This window comes from Agarivorans sp. TSD2052 (assembly GCF_023238625.1).
Taxonomy (GTDB): Bacteria; Pseudomonadota; Gammaproteobacteria; order Enterobacterales; family Celerinatantimonadaceae; genus Agarivorans.
This window is the reverse complement of record NZ_CP096670.1, coordinates 1,094,450-1,113,972: the sequence shown is the minus strand read 5'-3', so window position 1 is coordinate 1,113,972 and position 19,523 is coordinate 1,094,450. Positions and strand designations below refer to the sequence as shown.

The window sequence follows — 19,523 nt, the reverse complement described above, 5'->3', positions numbered from 1 at the left end:
ATCACAAAATATAAAAAAAGCGCCGTGAGGCGCTTTTTATTTAGATGATTCGATGTTCATCTAACATCGCTTGGCGAGCCTTTTTCTTTTGCTCTACCAAGGCCATTTTAGCTTTACGTTTATCGCAAGGTTCGGGGCAGTCGCAGACTTTCTCAATACCTAAAGCAGCAATACCACCACAGCTTCCGCTAATGGTTTTCTTTTGAAAAATGTAACCCACCGCCATAGCAGTGATAACCACTAAAAAGAATACAAAGGTCACTAAAAAATACGCCATTATGACTCCTAACTGCTATTGAACAACAAAGGGCACAAACGCCGAGCTGATATGCTCCACAAATTCATCCCCTTGTTTCTCGATAATATACACTGCTAACTGTTTATTTTCAGCAAAACGCATTGCCTGCTCAACCCCCATCACTGTAAACGCCGTAGCATAAGCATCGGCCATCATACTGGTAGGCGTAATCACACTGACCGAAACAATATGGTTAGCGATAGGCTTACCCGTATTCGGATTAATAGTATGTGAATATCTGACCCCGTCTTGCTCAAAATAATTTCGGTAATCACCCGAGGTAGCCAAACCATTATTGCCAGGCTCAATAATTTTTTGCACTGCGCGCTGCTCTGCCGAGGGTTTTTCAACCGCGATACGCCAGCCCACACCTTTGTCGTTGTGGCCTTTTAGGCGCAGTTCACCACCAATATCGACCATGTAGTTATGCAGCCCTTCGGCTTCCAGTAGAGCGGCAACGCGGTCTACCCCATGGCCTTTAGCAATCGCTGATAAATCCACATACAACTCAGGAAGTTCCTTAGATAGATTGCCATTGCTTAAGCTTAAATGCTGATAACCAATCTTGGCTTTAGCCTCTGCTAACTCTTGGTCACTTGGTCGCTGCTCAGGTCGCCCTTCAGGCCCAAACCCCCACAAATTAACCAGTGGGCCAACAGTTACGTCAAATGCGCCACCAGAGTCCTCTGAGAGCTGCAAAGAGGCTTCAATCACTAAGGCTAAGTTATCAGATATGTTTAAAGCTTGATCACTACGATGTTGATTAAAGAGCGACAACTCAGAATCAGGCATGTAGGTAGACATCTCTTGATTTACCTGCTGCAACACCTCATCAATTTTAGCCTGCATTACCTCACCAGCAGGCAAACTTGCAGTTGGTTCAGCTAGCTTCACTTGGTAATAGGTTCCCATAGTGCGCCCCTCAATTTGTAAGGTATACAAATTGTTTTGCTCACTACAGCCACTAATAAAAAAGGCTAGCCCAAGCAAGGCTAGCCAATAATGCTTAACGAAACTCACCGTTTAGCCACCAAAGTCATCAAGTAGAATGTTTTCGTCTTCCACACCTAAATCTTTAAGCATGTTAATAACGGCAGCATTCATGACAGGAGGACCACACATGTAGTACTCACAATCTTCTGGGGCGTCGTGGTCACGTAAGTAGTTTTCAAATAACACGTTATGGATAAAGCCTGTTTTACCTTCCCAGTCATCGCCTGGTTGTGGATCTGACAAAGCAACGTGCCATTCAAAGTTCTCATTTTCGCGGGCTAACATATCAAAATCTTCTTCGTAGAAGATTTCACGACGTGAACGCGCACCATACCAGAAACTAATTTTACGCTTCGAGCTTAATCGCTTAAGTTGATCAAAGATGTGTGAACGCATTGGGGCCATACCCGCACCACCACCAATAAAGACCATTTCAGACTCAGTCTCTTTAGCAAAGAACTCACCAAATGGACCAGAGATAGTGACTTTATCACCCGCCTTAAGGTTAAAGATGAACGAAGACATTTTACCACATGGCAGGCTCATGTTATTTGGCGGTGGCGTAGCAATACGCACGTTCAACATGATGATGCCTTCTTCTTCAGGGTAGTTGGCCATTGAGTAAGCACGAATGGTTTCTTCGTCTACTTTTGACTCTAAGTTAAAGAAACCAAAGTGTTCCCAGTCGCCACGGTATTGTTCTTCAACATCGAAATCTGAATACTTGACATGGTGAGCAGGGGCTTCAATTTGAATGTAACCACCGGCACGGAACGGCACCGATTCACCATCAGGGATCTGCAGCTTAAGCTCTTTAATAAAGGTTGCTTTATTATCGTTAGAGATAACTTCACAATCCCACTTTTTCACACCGAAGATTTCTTCAGGTAAAGAGATCTTCATGTCTTGCTTAACATTAACCTGACAAGCTAAACGTAAGCCAGTGGCTGCATCGCGCTTACTGATGTGATCCAATTCAGTGGGCAAAATATCACCACCACCTTCATGAATATGCACATGACACTGACCACACGAGCCACCGCCACCACAAGCAGAAGAAACAAAAATACCTGAATTACCTAATACGCCCAGTAGCTTGCTACCTGCTTGAGTGGTAATCGCTTTAGCCGGATCATCATTAATTAAAATATGTATTTCACCAGTACTTACCAGCTTAGACTTAGCAAACAAAATGATTGTTACTAAAGCCAAGACGAGCAAGGTAAACATGGTTACGCCGAGAATAATTTCCATCGACTAATTTTTCCTTGTAGTTATTGGCCGTCTTACAGCTGAACGCCAGAGAACGACATAAACGCCATCGCCATTAAACCTACAGTGATAAAGGTAATACCTAAACCACGCAGACCATCAGGCACGTCTGAATACTTCATTTTTTCGCGTATACCCGCTAGCGCAACAATCGCCAACATCCAACCGATACCACTGCCGATTCCGTATACCAAAGACTCGCCCAAGTTGTATTCACGCTGCACCATAAACGACACACCACCAAAGATGGCGCAGTTCACTGTAATCAACGGAAGGAAAATCCCCAGCGCTTGATACAAAGCAGGAAAGTATTTATCTAATACCATTTCAAGTATTTGAACTAAAGCAGCAATAACACCGATAAAGGTAATGAAGCCCAAGAAGCTTAAGTCTGCATCAGGTAATCCTGCCCAGTCTAAAGCGCCAGGAGCTAATAGATTAAAGTAGATGATTTGGTTCACTGGTACCGAAATACCCAGAACTACAATCACCGCTACACCTAAACCAAATGCGGTTTTAACTTTCTTAGATACCGCTAGAAAAGTACACATTCCTAACAAGAAAGCTAAGGCCATATTTTCAATGAAAATAGAGCGAACTAAGAGACTAATATAATGTTCCACTCGATTACTCCTTCGGCTCTACTTGCTCTGGGTATGCGGTACGCAAAGCCCAAATCAATAAACCAATGATGAAGAATGCCGAAGCAGGCAATAACAATAAGCCGTTGGGTTGGTACCAACCGCCGTTGTTAATTAGCGGCATAATCTCAATACCGAATAGCGAGCCAGAACCAAAGAGTTCACGCACAGCGCCTACCGACATTAGAATAGCGCCATAGCCTAAACCATTGCCAAGACCGTCTAAGAACGATTTGAAAGGAGGCTCTTTCATTGCGAAGGCTTCAGCACGCCCCATTACGATACAGTTGGTAATAATCAAACCAACAAATACCGAAAGCTGCTTAGAGATATCGTAAACCACCGCTTTAAGCACCTGGTCTACTACGATTACCAACGAAGCAATAATTGCCATTTGCACAATAATTCGCACACTGCTCGGAATGTGATTACGAATCATTGAAATAAATAAGTTGGAAAACGCAGTCACTACCATCACGGCGAGCGTCATTACAAATGCAGTTTCTAACTTACTGGTTACCGCTAATGCTGAACATACACCTAATACCTGTAAGGCAATTGGGTTATTCGCTATAACCGGTCCAAATAAAACCTTTTTGGTTTCCTTAGCATCAGCCATTGTTTAGTCCTCCCTGTTGCAATTTGGCCAGGAACTTACCAAAGCCTTTATCACTTAACCAAAACTTCAAGGTGTTATCGACACCATTGCTGGTTAGCGTTGCTCCTGATAACCCGTCGATTTCAGAAAGAGAATCAGCTGGCGCAGTACCTTTAATCACAGTGATCGCTGTTGCGCCACTATCATCAAATAACTTTTTGCCAACAAACTTTGCCTGCCATAGAGGATTAGCAACTTCACCGCCTAGACCTGGTGTTTCACCTTGGTCGTAATAAACGATCGCATCTACTGTATTACCGTCGGGCTGGATAGCAAGAAACGCATACATAGTTGACCATAGACCGCGCCCATGAACTGGCAAGATGATTCTACCAATATCACCCTGTGCATCTTTTACAAGATATACACTGGCTAAGTTTGAACGACGAACAATGCCTGCGGTATCTTCTTCACCAGATAAACGAATACTAGTGTTAGGATCTTTGGCTGATTTTCGTTGTTCAAAAGTAGCGGGGTCAACCTGACTAGCGTCAACAAATTCACCGGTGTCTAAATCAATAACACGCGGTTCAATCACCTCAAGGTAAACGTCAGCAACCTTGCGGCCCGCCAGTTCAACACCAGAAACGGCTAGAATATTTTTTTGTTTATCTTCTACAGCGTTCTGTTGCTGCATACCGCGCAAACCTACAGCTGCAAGCGATACAACAATTGAACACACTAAACTTACGCCAACCACAACCTTGATGGTTTTGGCTAAGGAATCATTACTGGCCATCGCGAGCAAGCCTCCGTTTGATATTGGCTTGAACTACAAAGTAGTCAAAAATAGGAGCAAACAAATTAGCAAACAAAATAGCCAACATCATGCCTTCTGGGAACGCTGGGTTAACCACTCGAATTAACACCACCATCAAGCCAATCAAGCCGCCATACCACCACTTACCTTTATTAGTAAATGAAGCCGATACCGGGTCAGTCGCCATAAAGAACATGCCAAGCGCAAAACCACCTAGAACCAAATGCCAATGAGGCGGTAGTTGGAACATTAAGTTACTGTCTGAACCCACAAGATTCAGTAGTAAACTGGTTGCCACCATACCCACTAATACGCCAGCGACAATTCGCCAAGAGGCAATGCGGGTGAAGATGAGGAACAAACCACCTAAAGCGAGTAAAAACGTTGACGTTTCGCCACTTGAACCTTGAATGAAACCGAAGAAAGCATCACTCCAAGTGATTCCCTGTGCGACGAGACCTTGCATACCTTCAGCAGCGACTACACTTAGTGCGGTTGCACCAGAGTAACCGTCTACAGCAGTCCAAACAGCATCGCCTGAAATTGCAGTAGGGTATGCGAAGAATAAAAACGCTCGACCAGCCAATGCAGGGTTTAAGAAGTTTTTACCGGTTCCACCAAACACTTCTTTTGCCACCACAACACCAAAGGTAATACCTAAGGCGACTTGCCATAAAGGCATCGTGGCTGGAAGGGTTAAAGCAAATAAAATCGAGGTAACAAAGAAACCTTCGTTAACTTCATGACCACGAACCGAAGCAAACAGAACTTCCCAAAATCCACCCACAGCAAATGCGGTAAGGTAGATAGGCAGGAAGAATATTGCGCCATAGATCATCGACGCTATCCAGCCAGCGTCAGCGCCCGTAGGCACACCTAACATGGCAATTAGCGCACCATGCCAATCATCAGGTACGGTTCCCGCCCCAGCAATAACGGCTTCGTTTGCTTGAATGCCCGCATTGTACATACCAAAAAACATCGCTGGCATGAGAGCGACCCAAACAAAAATCATGATACGTTTTAAGTCAATAGCATCACGAACGTGCGTGTTTTTCTTGGTAACTAAACCCGGCGAATATAAGAATGTCGCTGTAGCTTCGTATAAAGCAAACCACTTTTCGTGCTTACCACCCGGCATAAATTGTGGTTCAATCTTTTCAATATAATCTTTAATACTGCTCATGCTTAACCTTCCTTCTCAATCTTGGTCAAACAATCACGAAGTACGCTGCCGTATTCGTATTTGCCAGGGCAAACAAAAGTACAAAGAGCTAAATCTTCTTCATCAAGCTCCAAACACCCTAACTGCTGCGCACTGTCGGTATCGTTTGACAACAAATCGCGAAGTAACAATGTTGGAAGAATATCAAGCGGCATCACTCGCTCATATTGACCAATTGGCACCATTGCTCGAGAACTACCACCAGTGGTTGTAGTGAACGGGAACAATTTGCTCTTATTTAGGCCTGAGATAAATATGCGCGCTAGAGAGAATTTATTAGTACCAGGCACAGCCCAACCCATAAATTCTTTTTCATAGCCTTCTTCTAAAGCCACGACTTGTTGATGGTATCGGCCAACAAAAGCATGAACTCCAACAGCATGATTACCTAGCAGTACACCACCTGAAATCACTCGATGTTCACCATCGACCAATTCACCGTCAATTAACTGCTGAATGTCTGCTCCCACTTCGGTGCGGAGCAAACGAGGCTCTTTTACTACAGGCCCTGCTAAAGCAATCACACGTTGATTGTACAGTTTACCGCTTGTCACTAAATGACCGATAGCAATCACTTCTTGATAGGCAACAGACCATACTGTGCGTTGGGCACTAGCAGGTTTAAGAGTATGGATGTGGGTGCCGGCTAAACCCGCTGGGTGAGGGCCTGCAAATACATGTTCCTCTACTCGAGCAGCGTCTGACTGAGGTAAACTGTAGTCACCTTTACAAACGAAGACCTCACCATCAGTTAAGCGAGACAAAACACGTAAGCCGCTAAGATAAGCGCTTTCGTTTTGCTCAATAATCACTTTAGGATCAGCCGCAAGGGGGTTAGTATCGATGGCGGTAACAAAGATAGCTGAAGGTGTTGAGCCTACAGCAGGTACTTTGCTATAAGGACGAGTTCTAAAGCCAACCCATTGGCCAGACTTCACTAACTTGTCCACAATCGTTGAGCGCTCAGCGCTATCGATTTCTGCATCGCTTAAAGCGCCAAAATCTATGCTATCGCCTGTTTGTTTTTCAATAACAACAGACTGCAATACACGTTGGGCACCACGGTTAATTTCTTGAACAACGCCAGCGCTAGGTGCTGTAAACACCACTCCGGGGTTCTTCTTATCTTCGAACAACGCCTGGCCTTGGCTTACCACATCACCCACTCGCACTTTCATAGTTGGGCGCATGCCCACATAATCTTCGCCGAGTACAGCCACTCTGGTAACAATAGACGCGTCTACTATTTGCTGTATGGGACCGCCTTTAATAGGCAGATCTAATCCTTTTTTTATTGTAATCATACTCTCTTACACATGTGTTGGGTCGGAAGACGAGCGATGATTTCCGTTTAACTTTTGCACTAAAAAATAAGTACTCAACTAACAAGTCATAGACAATTAGCTAACAAGCCACAGAAATCGTGTGTATTCTAGCACCAATTAAACCTATTTCTCCAAAGAAAAAGGCCAAAAATATAACCTATTCGACTTAAGTGTTAGAGGTTTGTTAACAGAGTTAAACCATCAGCTAACTATTGAGCAAACCAACCTTAAGTCTAATTGTCATTTTTAATCACTACACCCAGCCTATTCTATGGCGGCCGGTAGCAATTCAATTTGGTTATATTTTTTAACGCCGAATTGAAAACGCTGGTAACTATTTAAAACTTTCTCAAAAAATGGATCCTTTGCCGCCAGCTGTTCCAGCACAGTATTACTGAAGCCTTTAAGCTCCTGCAATATTTGTGGAGAGAACGGCAACAGTTCAACGCCGTGTTCATTTGCCAGTACATCTAATGCTTCAATATTGTAGGCAACATACTCATTTAGCGTAGCTTGATTGACCACTTTAGTGGCATTTTCCACAATTCTTTGCAAGTCAGCAGGCAATGAAGCCATCGCCTTGCTATTAATAATAAACTCTAAGGTAGTGCTAGGCTCATGCCAACCGGGATAATAATAGTATTGAGCCACCTTATGAAAACCAAAGGCTAAGTCATTGTAAGGGCCCACCCACTCTACAGCATCTAACTCACCCGATTGTAACGCTGTATACAATTGTCCTGCGGGCAAATTGACAGCCTGCCCTCCTGCCAACTCCAGCACCTTTCCGCCTAGACCCGGCAAACGCATTTTTAGGCTTTTAAAATCACTAATGGTGGTGATTTTTTTGTTGTACCACCCCCCCATTTGCGCATCGGTATTGCCACCTGGAAAGGGTATCAGATTGTGCGGGGCGTATAATTCGCGCCATAGCTCTAAGCCACCGCCTAAATATAGCCAGGCATTTAGCTCTTTGGCCCGCATGCCAAAAGGTACCGAACTAAAAAAAACCGTAGAGGGTAGCTGATCCTGCCAATAATAAGCAGCACTATGCCCCATTTCGGCCTCGCCTGCCGATACCACGTTAAAAACATCCAGTGCAGGATATAATTCACCCGCGCCATAAACATTTATCGCTAGGCGACCGTTACTCATGGCGTTCACTTCTTCAGCGAAGCGGTCCGGGGCAGATCCCAAACCCGGTAAATGCTTGGGCCAAGACGTAACTAAGGTCCAAGTAAAATCAGCGGATTGCTGTTGTGAATCGATACCTTGGCGATCATTGCAAGCACTTAAAAATACACTAAGCAGAACAACCTTTACATATACCCGCATTAAACATTCCTTATTTGATGCAGCAATTGTGTGTAGCTTCAGCTATTAGTTTAGCTGCCTCCGCGACATTGCGGTGAGTCTGGTGTCTGTTGTTGCTCTGCCCATTGGCTTGAAGTGTAAGTGTGCATAGCTAAAGCATGAATGTCATTTTTTAACTCTTCGGCTAAAACTTGATTGACAGCTCGGTGGCGCTGCAACAATCGCTTACCCTCAAATTCATCGCTGACAATCGTAACTTTGAAATGACTTTCAGATCCAGCGGGCACGTTATGCATGTGACTTTCGTTTTTCACCTCGAGATAGCGAGGTGAAAATTGTTGCTGTAGCTTTTCATTGATGAGTGTTTCAACACGCATAGTTTGTCCCTGTAATATTTAGCTCACTGGCATTGTATAACGAAACGTAAAATTGATCCTTGGCTGTTTCACTCGCAAGGCTTTGGGCAAACAATGCTGCCACTGCTGTTGGCATAATCGGTTCATAAGCAATAGATCACCACTCTCCAATTGATACTCTATTTTTTGCTTATCCGCTCTATGGCGAAACAAAAAGCGTCGCGATGCCCCTATACTCAAAGAGGCGATTATCGGTCTTGTTCCTAGCTGTTTTTCATTGTCGCTATGCCACCCCATGTAGTCGCTACCATCACGGTAGTAGTTGAGCAGCACGCTGTTGAACGGTTGCTTTGCTTTTTGTTGTACCGCTAACTTTATTGGCAACAAAAAGCTGGGCCAAGGCAAAGGTTTACGCCATTCGCCAGAATAACGATAGGCTGTATCAGCGTCCCCTACCCAAAGCGATAAACGCGGCTCTAAGCAAGATTTACCAAACATCTTGATGCTGTGTTGTTGCCATGGCAGTTGTTGACGCATCTTTTGATAAACCAAAGCGGCACTCTCGGCGCGCAGCCAATGCTGGTAATGAACCAGCTGTTTTGTTGCAATGTCTTCTGTTAGCGCCACTTACCACAACCTAGATTCTACATGGGTGTTACTTTAGTTTAGCCTTCAACTTAGTTACACTGCAGCCACTATTCAAGGTCCGTATCTTACAAATCCACTATGAGTCAAAATTTGCAAATAAACACGCTCAATTTACAGCTCTCTCGCTACCCCCAAGCAGCCTCTAGCGATTTACGAGCTTGGAATGCTGCCGACGAATTACTGGTAGAGTTTATAGATAACTTGGATGAAGCGCCGGCAACTATTTTGCTGCTTAACGACGAATTTGGCGCTTTGGCCTGCGCCCTAATGGCCCATTATCGTTTTGCCAAGTCGAACATATACTGGCTAAGTGATTCATTTGTTGCCCGGCAAGCACTGACGCAAAACCTGCAAGCTAACCAACTAAACAGCGATCAGCGTTTAACAATCCTTGCTAGTACCAGCGCTATGCCAAAAGCTGATTTGGTGTTAATGCGCTTACCAAAAAGCCTGAACTATCTAGAACAACAGCTCATTGGCCTACAAGCCAGCTTGTCCGCAGAGTCACAATTTGCTTGTGGGGCGATGTTGAAAGGCCTGCCAAAATCGGTATTTGGTTTATTTGAAAAACACATCGGTAACGTCAGTACTTCTCTGGCTAAAAAGAAAGCCCGCTTACTATTTGGTCACTACACTGGTGTACAATCAACATCGCCCTATCCTAAACGTTGGCAAATTGCCGATTATCAATGGCAACTCAATGATCACGCTAATGTGTTTTGCTTTGGCAAACTGGATATAGGTACACGTTTTATGCTGGAAAATTTGCCACAAGGCGAATTTGAATCGGTCATCGACCTAGGTTGCGGCAATGGTTTATTAGGTTTACGCGCTCTAAGCCTATACCCAAGGGCTACTGTCAGCTTTTGCGATGAATCTCTGATGGCGCTAGCATCGGCAAAAAACAACATAAACCTAAACCTACCAGAGCAACTTGAACGTTGCTCATTTAATCATGATAATGCGCTGCAACATCAAGCCGACCAAAGTGCCGATTTGGTGCTGTGCAATCCCCCCTTCCATCAACAAAACACTATTTCAAGCCATATCGCTCAGCAAATGTTTAAAGATGCCAAACGTTGTTTACGCTCCGGCGGCAAGCTGATTGTGGTCGCCAATCGACACTTAGGCTATCACCCACTACTAAAATCTTACTTTGGCGGTTATAAGTTGCTGGCGAGCAATAACAAATTTGTTATTCTGAGCAGCACTAAGCGTTAAACAACCCATTAAGGTGGACTACTTGAACAAGCAATTATTATTGCCAGCCCTGTTGCTAGGCGGATTATTAGGGCTTAGCGCCTGCAGCAGTACGCCCCAGCAAGTGCAGTTAACCCCGCAAATTCAACTCGATAGCGTGCCGCAACATTCAATTATTGCAGCCATCAAATCACAAGATCTTCGTCCTAATCGCTTTTTAATCAGCATTCATCAACAGGGTGAAGAACAAGCTGAGCTGATCGCCAGTGGTGATAATCTGCGTCAAACGATCGAGCTACAATTATCCGCTGCTTGGCAGCAGCAAGGCTTGGGTTTTGTACCTGAATCGCCAAACACCATCACTATCGACATACTCGAACTGGCTAGCGAAGTCGAAGAAAGCAGCGTAAAACATACAGCAAGCTCTACCATGCGGCTTAAGGTCACCGTTGATACGCCGCATAAAACCTTGGCCAAACAGTTTCGTTCTACCCACACCAACGAAGGCGCGTTCTCGGTTAATGTAAATAAACAAGCAGTAGCCATGAGCCAACAGCTTTCTGAATTACTGACTCAAATAGTCAACGACCCCCAACTAATTGAAGTTTTGGAGTATCAAAAATGAATTGGCGTCTAATTCGCAGTACCTTTATATCTTTATGTTTAGGCCTAGCAAGTCTTCCTAGCTTGGCGCAAACGATAAAGTTTGTGACTAACCAAGGTGAGTTTGAAATGGCGCTAAACGCAGAAGCTGCCCCAAAAACAGTCGCTAATTTTCTACGTTATGTTGAAGACGGCAGTTATAAAGGGACTTTATTTCATCGCACTATCCCCAATTTTATGGCGCAAGCGGGTGGCTACTCGATCAATTACGAGCAAATTGATGTATACAATCAAATTGAAAATGAATCGAAAAATGGCTTGAGCAATAAACGAGGCACCGTCGCCATGGCCAGAACCAACGCGCCTCATACTGCAACTCGCCAGTTTTTCATCAACGTCATCGACAATGCCTATCTTGATGGCAGCCCTAATAAGTTTGGCTATACCGTATTTGCCGAGATAACGTCAGGTATGGACATCGTTGATAAAATTGTAAACCAACCTACAAAAACTGGTCCTATCCCTGGAATGCGTAATGTTCCCATGGAAAAAGTCATTATCGAAGATGTTGTAGTGGTTGGCGCAGAACAGCCTTAACCCCGTCCCTAAATCAAACCGAGTAATAAATGAACTCATCGCTAAATTGGTCACAAACCTTACGTTCTTATTTAGATAAGAGATTGCTTTGGGTATTTATGCTCGGTTGTGCCAGCGGATTTCCGTGGGTACTCATTGGTTCCAATATGTCAGGCTGGCTCACCGATGCAGGTTTATCCCGCTCAGCTATCGGCTTCTTCGGCTCGGTATTTACGGTTTACGCCATTAATTTTTTATGGGCCCCCTTAGTTGATAGAGTAAAGCTTCCCGTATTACATGCTTGGCTCGGTCAACGCCGCAGTTGGATCTTCCTCTGTCAGGCCATTGTATTAATCTGTACCTTTGGCATAGCCCAGTTCGACCCTGCCAATAGCTTGATGTTTACGTCTTTATTGGCCCTATGCATCGCCACGGCATCTTCTACTCAAGACATTGCCATTGACGCATACCGAATCGACACTTTCTCTAATGGTGACTCACATCAACTCCCACAAGCCTCAGCGATGGCAGTTATTGGTTGGTGGACCGGTTATTCGCTGCCCGGCTACCTTGCCTTTGTCAATGCCGATCAAATTGGCTGGAACGGCGTGTACCTAGGCATGTGTTTTATCGTGGCGCTGTTAATGCTGTTTACAGTATTAGTTAAAGAACCCGTTACTAACCGTGACGCGCTGCAGCAACTAGCCGAAGCTCGCCATGCCGAATACCTTGGAACTAAATCCCCCTTAGTCGCTTGGCTAACCGTAACCGTAGCCGAACCCTTTCTCGACTTTTTCCGTCGCAATGGGGTACGCGTAGCCATTACCCTGCTGTTATTCGTCTTTTTGTTCAAAATTGGCGAAGCCTTCTTGGGAAGAATGTCGATCACCTTTTACCGTGAAGTGGGCTTTAGTAATGAGCAAATCGGCTATTACTCAAAACTAATAGGCTGGGGAGCAACCGTATTATTCACCTTAATCGGCAGCGCCTTTAACGTGCGCTTTGGTATAATCAAAGGTCTAATTATTGGTGGCGTGGCAATGTCTGCCAGTAATTTAATGTTTGCCTGGATAGCCTCAACAGGCCCTAACGAACAGCTATTTTTAGCCACTATTATCGTAGACAACTTTACCAGCGCATTTGCTACAGTGGCCTTTGTGTCATTTTTAACCGTTCTTACAGGCCAAGCCTTTTCAGCAACGCAATATGCACTGCTGGCGAGTTTAGGAAACCTAGGACGAACAACGCTGGCTTCTTTCAGTGGCAGCTTAGCCGATTATTTGGAGTCGTGGCCGCTATTTTTCATACTGACAGCGGTGATGGTGATTCCAAGTCTAATCATGCTAATAAGCTTGCGTGGTTACTTCACTAAAATATTGCAGCATAACGAAGACAGTAAACGGAACGCTTAACCGGCTTTAAGTTTTGTTGGGCTGCAAGCGCCTGCGTAACAACTGCCTAATACTGTGGCTAGGTGCTGCTTGTATTGCCAGTTTGGCATTTCTAGCAGCGGATGCGTTATCCCCGCAGCGGTATTGCAAATCAGCAACTACCGCATACCAATGATAAGACTGCGCCAACCAACTAGGAATATCGGCCAATTGCAGGGCTTGTAAGCCTGCTGCTGCGCCCTGCCACTCGGCCAATGCTATCGCCTTATTCAAACTATGCATTGGCGATGGTGCGAGCTGCTCTAAAAGTTGGTAGCAATCGACAATCTTATGCCAACGAGTTTGCTCGAAAGAGCCGGCCAGACAATGCTCGGCTGCAATACTCGCCTCCAGATGATAACGGGATAGTCGCTCACCTTGCGCCGACTGTTGTAGATAAGCAACCGCTAGGCTTATTTGCGATTGACTCCATAGGCCTCTATCTTGCTCGGCCAGCAATAATAACCCCGAATCATCTTGCCGAGCATTCAGTCTGGCGAGATTAAAATACATCAAAGCTAACAAGGCATAACTATCAGGTTTATCTCCCACTCGACTGTCAGCGAGTAAGCCAAGTAAACGGGTTGCTTCTTCACACAAATCTTGGCGAATAGTGTGATCGACATGAGATGACAAATAACCTTCAGTAAACATCAGGTATAACACACGGTATACGTTGTTTAACCTAGCCTTCATGTCTTGTTCGCTCAAATGGTCTACATCTATCGCTTGGTTTTTCAGATACAGCTTTGCGCGGCTGAAACGTTTATAGGCATTGTCTTCACTTATATACAAACGTATCGAAGCCTCTTTGATGCTAAACCCACATAGGCTTTTTAGGGTAAACACTAACTGTGATTCAGGGGGTATTGCATCGTTACAGGTTACGAACAACATGCGTAACAATGCGTCACTTAACTCTCCGGCTAGTGGTGGTTCTGGAAACTCTTCTTGAAGATTTTCAATGCTGATAGAAAAAGCCGACTGTTTGTCTGCTTGACGCTGCCTCGAACGAAACTCAGACAATAGAAAGCGATGAGCGACCTTATACAGCCATGCTGAAGGGTTATCGGGTATTCCATCTTTATGCCAATGATCTATCGCTTGCACCATTGACCACTGCACAGCATCTTCAATCAACTCGACACCCGCTATTCCAAATCGACGCACTAATAACGCCACAAGTTGTCCATACTCATGACGAAATAAGTGGTCTATTTTTGAAATGTGGCTCAAAGGCGACAAATTTCTCTAATCTCAATACTGGTTCCTTCATTACCGACCATTGGGCTAGCTTGTATGACGGCTATAGCCTGCTCCAAACTTTCGGCACTTAATGTCATATAACCTCCGATAATTTCTTTTACTTCCATAAAAGGGCCATCTTTTAAACTATCCTGCTGCACCACCGCTCCACTCGCCCCCAGCTTGCTCCCCATATCTAAAATATTGTCGGCAAACTGTTCCTGCCAAGCCTGATACTTAGCAAACATCAACTCCATGTCCGCTGGAGAAGGCTTTTCACAACCACCAGAACTACTGCGCAGAAGACACATATATTGTTTATTGCTCATAATTTAACTCCTTTAAATGTTATGTTCAGTCAGCCAGTTAAACGCCTCTGACACATTAATGACGCCTGGGCGTTAATAAGTTGGACAGATACATAAAAAAAACGCACTAAACCTAAGCCGTGATACCAGATAAAAACAATCTAGAGCATTAAGCCTACTCACTGTCGTTAATGATGATTTATTAAGCTTAGAGAAAATGACAAAAAGCTTTCAAGTATTTTCATGTAAAATAGCCACTGGCTGGTAAGTACATTGATTAGGCCAAACACATGTCTCATTCTGCGCGACCATTTGGAGAGCTATCTAGGGTGTCATTGATAACCGCAAAAATTTTGTCTTACCCTACTGCACTGGCGGGTTTAGCGCTGGCAATAGCCAGTTTAGGGCTAACTTGGGAAGGCTTGCTTGAGTGGAATGGTGCGATACAGCATGCTACCGCGATAATCGCCAGCCTATTGTTACTGCCAATATTAATTAAGTTTGTACTTAAGCCTTCACTGTTTTTTAAAGAGCTCGCTCATCCCGTTGCTGGAGCTATGCTACCGGTCATCACCATGAGTATTATGGTAATGGCCAAGTCATTGGCAGATATTGAGCAAAACTTAGCAGTAGTTGTCAGCTTTTCAGCCTTCGTGATTCAAATTGCGCTGTTTGTGGCCTTTAGCTATCAACGCTACCAAGACTTTCAATTAACTCAACTAATCCCTTGTTGGTTCATCCCTCCAATAGGTTTGGCGTTATTTGTGGTGGTAGCGCCTATCGCTTTACCACAAACCTTAAAGGCGATTATTTTGTATGGCGCGCTCATCGCTTACTTAATGTTATTGCCGCTAATTGTTTACCGACTTTACACTTACCCTATACCCGCAGAGTTAAAACCCCTTTTGGCGATTATGGCAACCCCCGCCAGTTTAATCTTGTTGGGCTTTTTGGTTTCAGGTTTACCTTTAACAATCACCTTAATGGCTCCGCTTACCTTATTGGCCTTGGTGATGACAATCGCCGTTTACTTTGCTTTGCTATCCCTGCTGAAATTACCCTTTAGTCCTAGTTATGCGGCTTTTACTTTCCCACTAGTGGTAAGCGCTACTGCTTTATTTAGTCTTAAGGGTTTTCTACAAGAGCAAGTGAGTGGTTCTCGTTGGCAAATATTAGCAAACGTTTTGCCCAACTTAGAGTTAATTATCGCAACAAGCATGGTGCTATATGTAGCGGCTTGCTATATCAAACATTACACCTTAACTCGCGCATAAAAAAAGCCGCTCTACGCGGCTTTACAACAACTAATACGCTAAACAATAGTTAATCGCGAAAGTTCTCAAACTGAAATGGTTGGTCATATTCACCGCTGCGAACCAAGGCCATCGCCCCCTGTAAGTCATCACGCTTCTTACCGGTAACACGCACTTGTTCACCTTGAATAGAGGCTTGTACTTTTAGCTTGGCGTCTTTAATTTGCTTGACCACTTTTTTAGCCGTGGCTTGTTCTATACCATTTTTAAAATTAACCACCTGAGAATGGGTTTTACCACTGCGAGTTACCTTGGCTAAGTCGATAGACTTAGCGTCTATAGAGCGCTTAACCAACGCGCTGCGCAAAATATTTAGCAATTGGTCTAGCTGAAACTCAGTTTCAGCGGTCATTTTAATCGATTCGTCTTTGTATTCGAAGCTCGCTTCTACTCCACGAAAATCAAAACGCGTATCAAGTTGACGAATGGCGTTATCACAAGCATGGCGAACTTCGTTAGCGTCTATCTCTGAAACAATATCAAATGAAGGCATGTTTTATCTCCCCTAAATTTTTTCCGTATGCGAAAATGTTTGCATTATATCCCTTTGTGGCCAAAAGAGTATTGTCGAGTGATGAGTAAAGGCGGATTAATCTTTCGCTGGTTGTTTTATGCCAGCTTATTGGTGGTATTAGTACTAGCCCTTTGGCCTTTGAGTATTCAAGGCCCCGTGGTGCACACCGATAAAGGCCTGCATTTTTTATGCTTTTTTATGTTGGCTTGGTTGTCACAATTAGCCGCGTTTAGCCGTTGGCATAGCTTTGGGCTACTGCTTGTTTTCGGCATAAGCATAGAGCTCGCTCAGGGCCTTAGCAGCTATCGACAAGCTTCGTGGTTAGACTTGCTCGCTGACGTATTAGGCACTATCTGTTATTTGGCTTTGAGCTTTAACTCTACATTTCAAAAGGTGAATCGATGTATCACTGCGCAATAATTGGTGCAGGTGCGGTGGGTGGCTTGTTAGCGAGTCACCTAGGCCAACAGCAAACCGTTTGTTTTATTGACTCAAGAATCGCTCAGCCGGCCCAATGCACAATTAAGGTTAACAGCTTAAGCCAAGGGAAGATTGTTTTTGAGCTAGCAATACTACCAGATGTGCCTCGCTGCCAATGGTTGATTATTTGCGTTAAAGCCCATCAAGTAGACGCCGCCATACAAAGCTTGGATCTCTCGCCCGCCACCAATATTTTACTGATGGTGAATGGCATGGGTTCACATCATCAAGTATTAAAACATGTCGATGAGCATCGCTTGTATTTAGCCAGTAATACCCACGGTGCATTAGTTAACCTTAAAAGTTCAAGCGTATTGAGCGTTGAACATACCGGTTTAGGTAAAATCGATGTAGGGGCGTTCAATAAACAGCAATACCCTCCAGCCGAACTAGCCAGTTTACAAGCCTCTCTGCCGCCACTGCATTGGCACCCTGATATTTATCAAGCTTTATGGCTAAAGCTTGTGATTAACTGCTGCATCAATCCTTTAACTGCATTAAACAACTGTAAAAATGGAGAACTACTTCAACCAAACTACCAAGCTAAGCTTAAAGCCTTATGCCAAGAGTTAAGCCAAATAGCCTTGTTAGATGGCGTTGTTCTGAATTCAGCATTACTGCTCAGCACAGTGCGAGAGGTCGCCTTCAACACCGCCGAAAATTATTCATCAATGCAGCAAGACATAAGCCACCAAAGACACACTGAAATAGACTACATTAATGGATATGTGGTGAGCTTAGCGAAAACTCACCACGCGGTTTGTCGACACAATGTTGCCTTAGTACAGCAAATAAAGTTATTGGAGAAGCAATATGAATAAAGTGATGGTGGCCATTGCACCCGGTAGCGAAGAAATCGAAGCCGTTACCATTATTGATGTACTGCGCCGAGCAGACATTGAGGTGGATGTTGTAAGCATTTGCCCACAAGGAAAACTAGAGGTGATTGCCTCGCGCGGGGTAAAACTCGTGGCTGACTATCCGTTAAGTCACATTACAGCCGCTAGCTATGGCATGCTAGTATTACCTGGCGGAGTACCGGGCAGCGAAGTATTTCGCGACTCCCCACAACTGATTGAAATTATTAAGCAACGCAGTACTCAGCAGTGGTTAGCCGCTATTTGTGCAGCCCCCGCAGTGGTGTTGGCTCACCATCATTTATTAGCCAATGCCCAAGTAACTTGCCACCCCGCATTTCAACATCAGTTACCCCCTGCACAATTGTCAAACCAGCGAGTCGTGATTGATAGCACCAACCAGTTAATTACCAGCCAAGGTCCTGGTACCGCTATTGAGTTTAGCTTAGCCTTAATAGAACAACTTAAAGGTAAAGCTTGCGCTGAGTCGGTAGCTACGCCGATGGTGCTGGCTTAATTGATCAACAACCTACAATAGCAAGCCATGCATGACAGGGCTTGCTGCTTTTTCGCTTCAAAAAAGAGAACCGACTACTCCACAATTAAACGGGCATTAAGCGGCTGTACAGGGCGGTTATTGTTATGTCCCATTACTGCAGTAAAATCAACAATTTGCTGCTTTGAAGCGCTGACAGGTGTTTTAAGTACTAACCAAGTTACCCCTTCGCTACAAGGTGGTGTGGTTAACGAGCCATTAAAGCGGTAGTAGTCTTGATTGGCAGGCCACAGTGCTGCAGCACTAACCGGCGCTGTTAATGTGGCTTTATCACCAGCCTCAAGTGGTAGCTGAGCCCACGCTTTAGCCAATTCTTTATTAGCCTCACCTTGGGTAAACATTAAGGCTACCACCGCTAGCTGACCTTGTGCATCAGCATGTACAAAATGCGCTTCCAAGGGAAAAGACTGTCCTTTAACCGTATTTTCGCTAGGAGAGTGAAAGTGAAATTGTTTTAGCTCGAACTGCTGTCCGGCCAAGCTAACATAGCTACCAGGCGCATAATTCACTTGAATGCTATGGCCATTATTGAGTATTTTCTCGCCAGCCACTTCATAATTTGCTTCAAGCTTAGCAAGATCGCCTTTAGTGGTTTGACTAATATCGATAGGCGATTGATTTTTTCCGCTTGAACAGCGGGCAAATTCTGGTGCTAATTCGCCCCAATGCTCGGGCCCTTGGTGACCGGAATATCCCCAAGGTTCAGCGCTATCGCTAGCTGCCAAAGCAGAGAAACAAGTAAGATAAACTAACAAAGAGCTTTGAATCTTTTGGCGGTTCATTGTGTTTTTCCTTTAACTACTTAACAAAGCAAAACAAATCCTTACTCGCCATTTTCAAGTAAGGCTGCGCACCAATCAAAGGTGGTAAATAGGTTTTACCACCTTAGTGATATAAAGATCAATATAGAAATATAAAATGCTTATAAAACAAAAAAGCCTTACACAGTAA

The 19,523-nt window shown here is 44.4% G+C and carries 23 protein-coding genes; 8 read left to right on the top strand and 15 right to left on the bottom strand.

Going from position 1 to position 19,523, the window contains the following annotated elements; translation table 11 throughout:
* Positions 1-40 precede the first annotated feature (40 nt).
* The 11 genes from nqrM to M0C34_RS04985 form a co-directional block, all read right to left on the bottom strand.
* On the bottom strand, positions 41-277 hold the full coding sequence (nqrM, locus tag M0C34_RS05035; RefSeq protein ID WP_137672093.1) for a (Na+)-NQR maturation NqrM: 237 nt from the start codon (positions 275-277) through the stop codon (positions 41-43).
* A 15-nt stretch (positions 278-292) separates the two neighbouring features.
* Positions 293-1,318: an FAD:protein FMN transferase gene (locus M0C34_RS05030; protein ID WP_248714562.1), complete on the bottom strand. Its 1,026-nt coding sequence runs from the start codon at positions 1,316-1,318 to the stop codon at positions 293-295.
* Positions 1,319-1,321: 3 nt separating this feature from the next.
* Positions 1,322-2,545: an NADH:ubiquinone reductase (Na(+)-transporting) subunit F gene (gene nqrF, locus M0C34_RS05025; RefSeq protein ID WP_248714561.1), complete on the bottom strand. Its 1,224-nt coding sequence runs from the start codon at positions 2,543-2,545 to the stop codon at positions 1,322-1,324.
* Between the two features lie 32 nt (positions 2,546-2,577).
* A complete protein-coding gene (gene nqrE, locus M0C34_RS05020; RefSeq protein ID WP_248714560.1) occupies positions 2,578-3,186 on the bottom strand; it encodes an NADH:ubiquinone reductase (Na(+)-transporting) subunit E in 609 nt (202 codons plus the stop codon).
* 4 nt (positions 3,187-3,190) lie between these two features.
* Positions 3,191-3,823, bottom strand: a complete 633-nt coding sequence (locus M0C34_RS05015) for an NADH:ubiquinone reductase (Na(+)-transporting) subunit D (protein ID WP_248714559.1) — start codon at positions 3,821-3,823, stop codon at positions 3,191-3,193.
* Entirely contained in the window at positions 3,816-4,601 is a 786-nt protein-coding gene (locus M0C34_RS05010) for a Na(+)-translocating NADH-quinone reductase subunit C (RefSeq protein ID WP_248714558.1), read from the bottom strand. Before M0C34_RS05010 ends, M0C34_RS05015 begins: the two co-directional genes overlap by 8 nt.
* Positions 4,591-5,808, bottom strand: a complete 1,218-nt coding sequence (locus tag M0C34_RS05005; RefSeq protein WP_248714557.1) for an NADH:ubiquinone reductase (Na(+)-transporting) subunit B — start codon at positions 5,806-5,808, stop codon at positions 4,591-4,593. The genes M0C34_RS05010 and M0C34_RS05005 overlap by 11 nt, the downstream gene beginning before the upstream one ends.
* 2 nt (positions 5,809-5,810) lie before the next feature.
* Positions 5,811-7,151: a Na(+)-translocating NADH-quinone reductase subunit A gene (locus M0C34_RS05000; RefSeq protein ID WP_248714556.1), complete on the bottom strand. Its 1,341-nt coding sequence runs from the start codon at positions 7,149-7,151 to the stop codon at positions 5,811-5,813.
* A gap of 285 nt (positions 7,152-7,436) precedes the next feature.
* The gene (locus M0C34_RS04995) at positions 7,437-8,507 is read right to left on the bottom strand and encodes a TRAP transporter substrate-binding protein (RefSeq protein WP_248714555.1); all 1,071 of its coding nucleotides are present in this window, start codon (positions 8,505-8,507) and stop codon (positions 7,437-7,439) included.
* Between the two features lie 50 nt (positions 8,508-8,557).
* Positions 8,558-8,863 (bottom strand): BolA family protein, encoded by a 306-nt coding sequence (locus M0C34_RS04990; protein ID WP_248714554.1) that lies wholly within the window; start codon positions 8,861-8,863, stop codon positions 8,558-8,560.
* 18 nt (positions 8,864-8,881) lie between these two features.
* Positions 8,882-9,469 (bottom strand): alpha-ketoglutarate-dependent dioxygenase AlkB family protein, encoded by a 588-nt coding sequence (locus M0C34_RS04985; protein ID WP_248714553.1) that lies wholly within the window; start codon positions 9,467-9,469, stop codon positions 8,882-8,884.
* A gap of 99 nt (positions 9,470-9,568) precedes the next feature.
* On the opposite strand from M0C34_RS04985, the gene M0C34_RS04980 reads away from it, so the two are divergent.
* From M0C34_RS04980 to M0C34_RS04965, 4 genes are read left to right on the top strand one after another with little or no spacing between them, the layout of a single operon-like run.
* Positions 9,569-10,711, top strand: a complete 1,143-nt coding sequence (locus M0C34_RS04980; RefSeq protein ID WP_248714552.1) for a methyltransferase — start codon at positions 9,569-9,571, stop codon at positions 10,709-10,711.
* Between the two features lie 22 nt (positions 10,712-10,733).
* The gene (locus M0C34_RS04975) at positions 10,734-11,315 is read left to right on the top strand and encodes a YajG family lipoprotein (RefSeq protein ID WP_248714551.1); all 582 of its coding nucleotides are present in this window, start codon (positions 10,734-10,736) and stop codon (positions 11,313-11,315) included.
* Positions 11,312-11,890, top strand: coding sequence for a peptidylprolyl isomerase (locus M0C34_RS04970; RefSeq protein ID WP_248714550.1), 579 nt, complete (start codon positions 11,312-11,314; stop codon positions 11,888-11,890). Before M0C34_RS04975 ends, M0C34_RS04970 begins: the two co-directional genes overlap by 4 nt.
* 29 nt (positions 11,891-11,919) lie before the next feature.
* Positions 11,920-13,281, top strand: coding sequence for an AmpG family muropeptide MFS transporter (locus M0C34_RS04965; RefSeq protein ID WP_248714549.1), 1,362 nt, complete (start codon positions 11,920-11,922; stop codon positions 13,279-13,281).
* Positions 13,282-13,287: 6 nt separating this feature from the next.
* Here the strand turns inward: M0C34_RS04965 and M0C34_RS04960 are convergent, their stop codons facing one another.
* Entirely contained in the window at positions 13,288-14,535 is a 1,248-nt protein-coding gene (locus M0C34_RS04960; RefSeq protein WP_256469328.1) for an RNA polymerase sigma factor, read from the bottom strand.
* Positions 14,532-14,873: a YciI family protein gene (locus M0C34_RS04955; protein WP_248714547.1), complete on the bottom strand. Its 342-nt coding sequence runs from the start codon at positions 14,871-14,873 to the stop codon at positions 14,532-14,534. Before M0C34_RS04955 ends, M0C34_RS04960 begins: the two co-directional genes overlap by 4 nt.
* A gap of 269 nt (positions 14,874-15,142) precedes the next feature.
* Between M0C34_RS04955 and M0C34_RS04950 the strand changes: the two genes are divergently transcribed.
* Positions 15,143-16,126, top strand: coding sequence for a TDT family transporter (locus M0C34_RS04950; protein ID WP_248714546.1), 984 nt, complete (start codon positions 15,143-15,145; stop codon positions 16,124-16,126).
* A 49-nt stretch (positions 16,127-16,175) separates the two neighbouring features.
* Here M0C34_RS04950 and M0C34_RS04945 read toward each other — a convergent pair whose 3' ends face one another.
* Positions 16,176-16,658, bottom strand: coding sequence for a YajQ family cyclic di-GMP-binding protein (locus tag M0C34_RS04945; RefSeq protein WP_248714545.1), 483 nt, complete (start codon positions 16,656-16,658; stop codon positions 16,176-16,178).
* An 81-nt stretch (positions 16,659-16,739) separates the two neighbouring features.
* Here M0C34_RS04945 and M0C34_RS04940 point away from each other — a divergent pair, with 81 nt between their 5' ends.
* Genes M0C34_RS04940 through M0C34_RS04930 form a run of 3 tightly spaced genes read left to right on the top strand, consistent with a single transcriptional unit; the run spans position 16,740 to position 18,533 of the window.
* The gene (locus M0C34_RS04940; protein ID WP_248714544.1) at positions 16,740-17,099 is read left to right on the top strand and encodes a VanZ family protein; all 360 of its coding nucleotides are present in this window, start codon (positions 16,740-16,742) and stop codon (positions 17,097-17,099) included.
* Entirely contained in the window at positions 17,081-17,980 is a 900-nt protein-coding gene (locus M0C34_RS04935; RefSeq protein ID WP_248714543.1) for a 2-dehydropantoate 2-reductase, read from the top strand. Before M0C34_RS04940 ends, M0C34_RS04935 begins: the two co-directional genes overlap by 19 nt.
* The gene (locus tag M0C34_RS04930; protein ID WP_248714542.1) at positions 17,973-18,533 is read left to right on the top strand and encodes a DJ-1 family glyoxalase III; all 561 of its coding nucleotides are present in this window, start codon (positions 17,973-17,975) and stop codon (positions 18,531-18,533) included. Before M0C34_RS04935 ends, M0C34_RS04930 begins: the two co-directional genes overlap by 8 nt.
* A gap of 74 nt (positions 18,534-18,607) precedes the next feature.
* Here the strand turns inward: M0C34_RS04930 and M0C34_RS04925 are convergent, their stop codons facing one another.
* Positions 18,608-19,354, bottom strand: a complete 747-nt coding sequence (locus M0C34_RS04925) for a carbonic anhydrase (RefSeq protein WP_248714541.1) — start codon at positions 19,352-19,354, stop codon at positions 18,608-18,610.
* Between the last annotated feature and the right edge of the window lie 169 nt (positions 19,355-19,523).

Excerpts from the sequence above, each read along its gene's own strand:
- nqrM (WP_137672093.1), bottom strand. The coding sequence starts at position 277 with ATGGCGTATTTTTTAGTGACCTTTGTATTCTTTTTAGTGGTTATCACT.
- nqrF (WP_248714561.1), bottom strand. The coding sequence starts at position 2,545 with ATGGAAATTATTCTCGGCGTAACCATGTTTACCTTGCTCGTCTTGGCT.
- M0C34_RS05015 (WP_248714559.1), bottom strand. The coding sequence starts at position 3,823 with ATGGCTGATGCTAAGGAAACCAAAAAGGTTTTATTTGGACCGGTTATA.
- M0C34_RS05010 (WP_248714558.1), bottom strand. The coding sequence starts at position 4,601 with ATGGCCAGTAATGATTCCTTAGCCAAAACCATCAAGGTTGTGGTTGGC.
- M0C34_RS05005 (WP_248714557.1), bottom strand. The coding sequence starts at position 5,808 with ATGAGCAGTATTAAAGATTATATTGAAAAGATTGAACCACAATTTATG.
- M0C34_RS05000 (WP_248714556.1), bottom strand. The coding sequence starts at position 7,151 with ATGATTACAATAAAAAAAGGATTAGATCTGCCTATTAAAGGCGGTCCC.
- M0C34_RS04995 (WP_248714555.1), bottom strand. The coding sequence starts at position 8,507 with ATGCGGGTATATGTAAAGGTTGTTCTGCTTAGTGTATTTTTAAGTGCT.
- M0C34_RS04990 (WP_248714554.1), bottom strand. The coding sequence starts at position 8,863 with ATGCGTGTTGAAACACTCATCAATGAAAAGCTACAGCAACAATTTTCA.
- M0C34_RS04980 (WP_248714552.1), top strand. The coding sequence starts at position 9,569 with ATGAGTCAAAATTTGCAAATAAACACGCTCAATTTACAGCTCTCTCGC.
- M0C34_RS04970 (WP_248714550.1), top strand. The coding sequence starts at position 11,312 with ATGAATTGGCGTCTAATTCGCAGTACCTTTATATCTTTATGTTTAGGC.
- M0C34_RS04965 (WP_248714549.1), top strand. The coding sequence starts at position 11,920 with ATGAACTCATCGCTAAATTGGTCACAAACCTTACGTTCTTATTTAGAT.
- M0C34_RS04955 (WP_248714547.1), bottom strand. The coding sequence starts at position 14,873 with ATGAGCAATAAACAATATATGTGTCTTCTGCGCAGTAGTTCTGGTGGT.
- M0C34_RS04950 (WP_248714546.1), top strand. The coding sequence starts at position 15,143 with ATGTCTCATTCTGCGCGACCATTTGGAGAGCTATCTAGGGTGTCATTG.
- M0C34_RS04945 (WP_248714545.1), bottom strand. The coding sequence starts at position 16,658 with ATGCCTTCATTTGATATTGTTTCAGAGATAGACGCTAACGAAGTTCGC.
- M0C34_RS04940 (WP_248714544.1), top strand. The coding sequence starts at position 16,740 with ATGAGTAAAGGCGGATTAATCTTTCGCTGGTTGTTTTATGCCAGCTTA.
- M0C34_RS04935 (WP_248714543.1), top strand. The coding sequence starts at position 17,081 with ATGTATCACTGCGCAATAATTGGTGCAGGTGCGGTGGGTGGCTTGTTA.
- M0C34_RS04930 (WP_248714542.1), top strand. The coding sequence starts at position 17,973 with ATGAATAAAGTGATGGTGGCCATTGCACCCGGTAGCGAAGAAATCGAA.
- M0C34_RS04925 (WP_248714541.1), bottom strand. The coding sequence starts at position 19,354 with ATGAACCGCCAAAAGATTCAAAGCTCTTTGTTAGTTTATCTTACTTGT.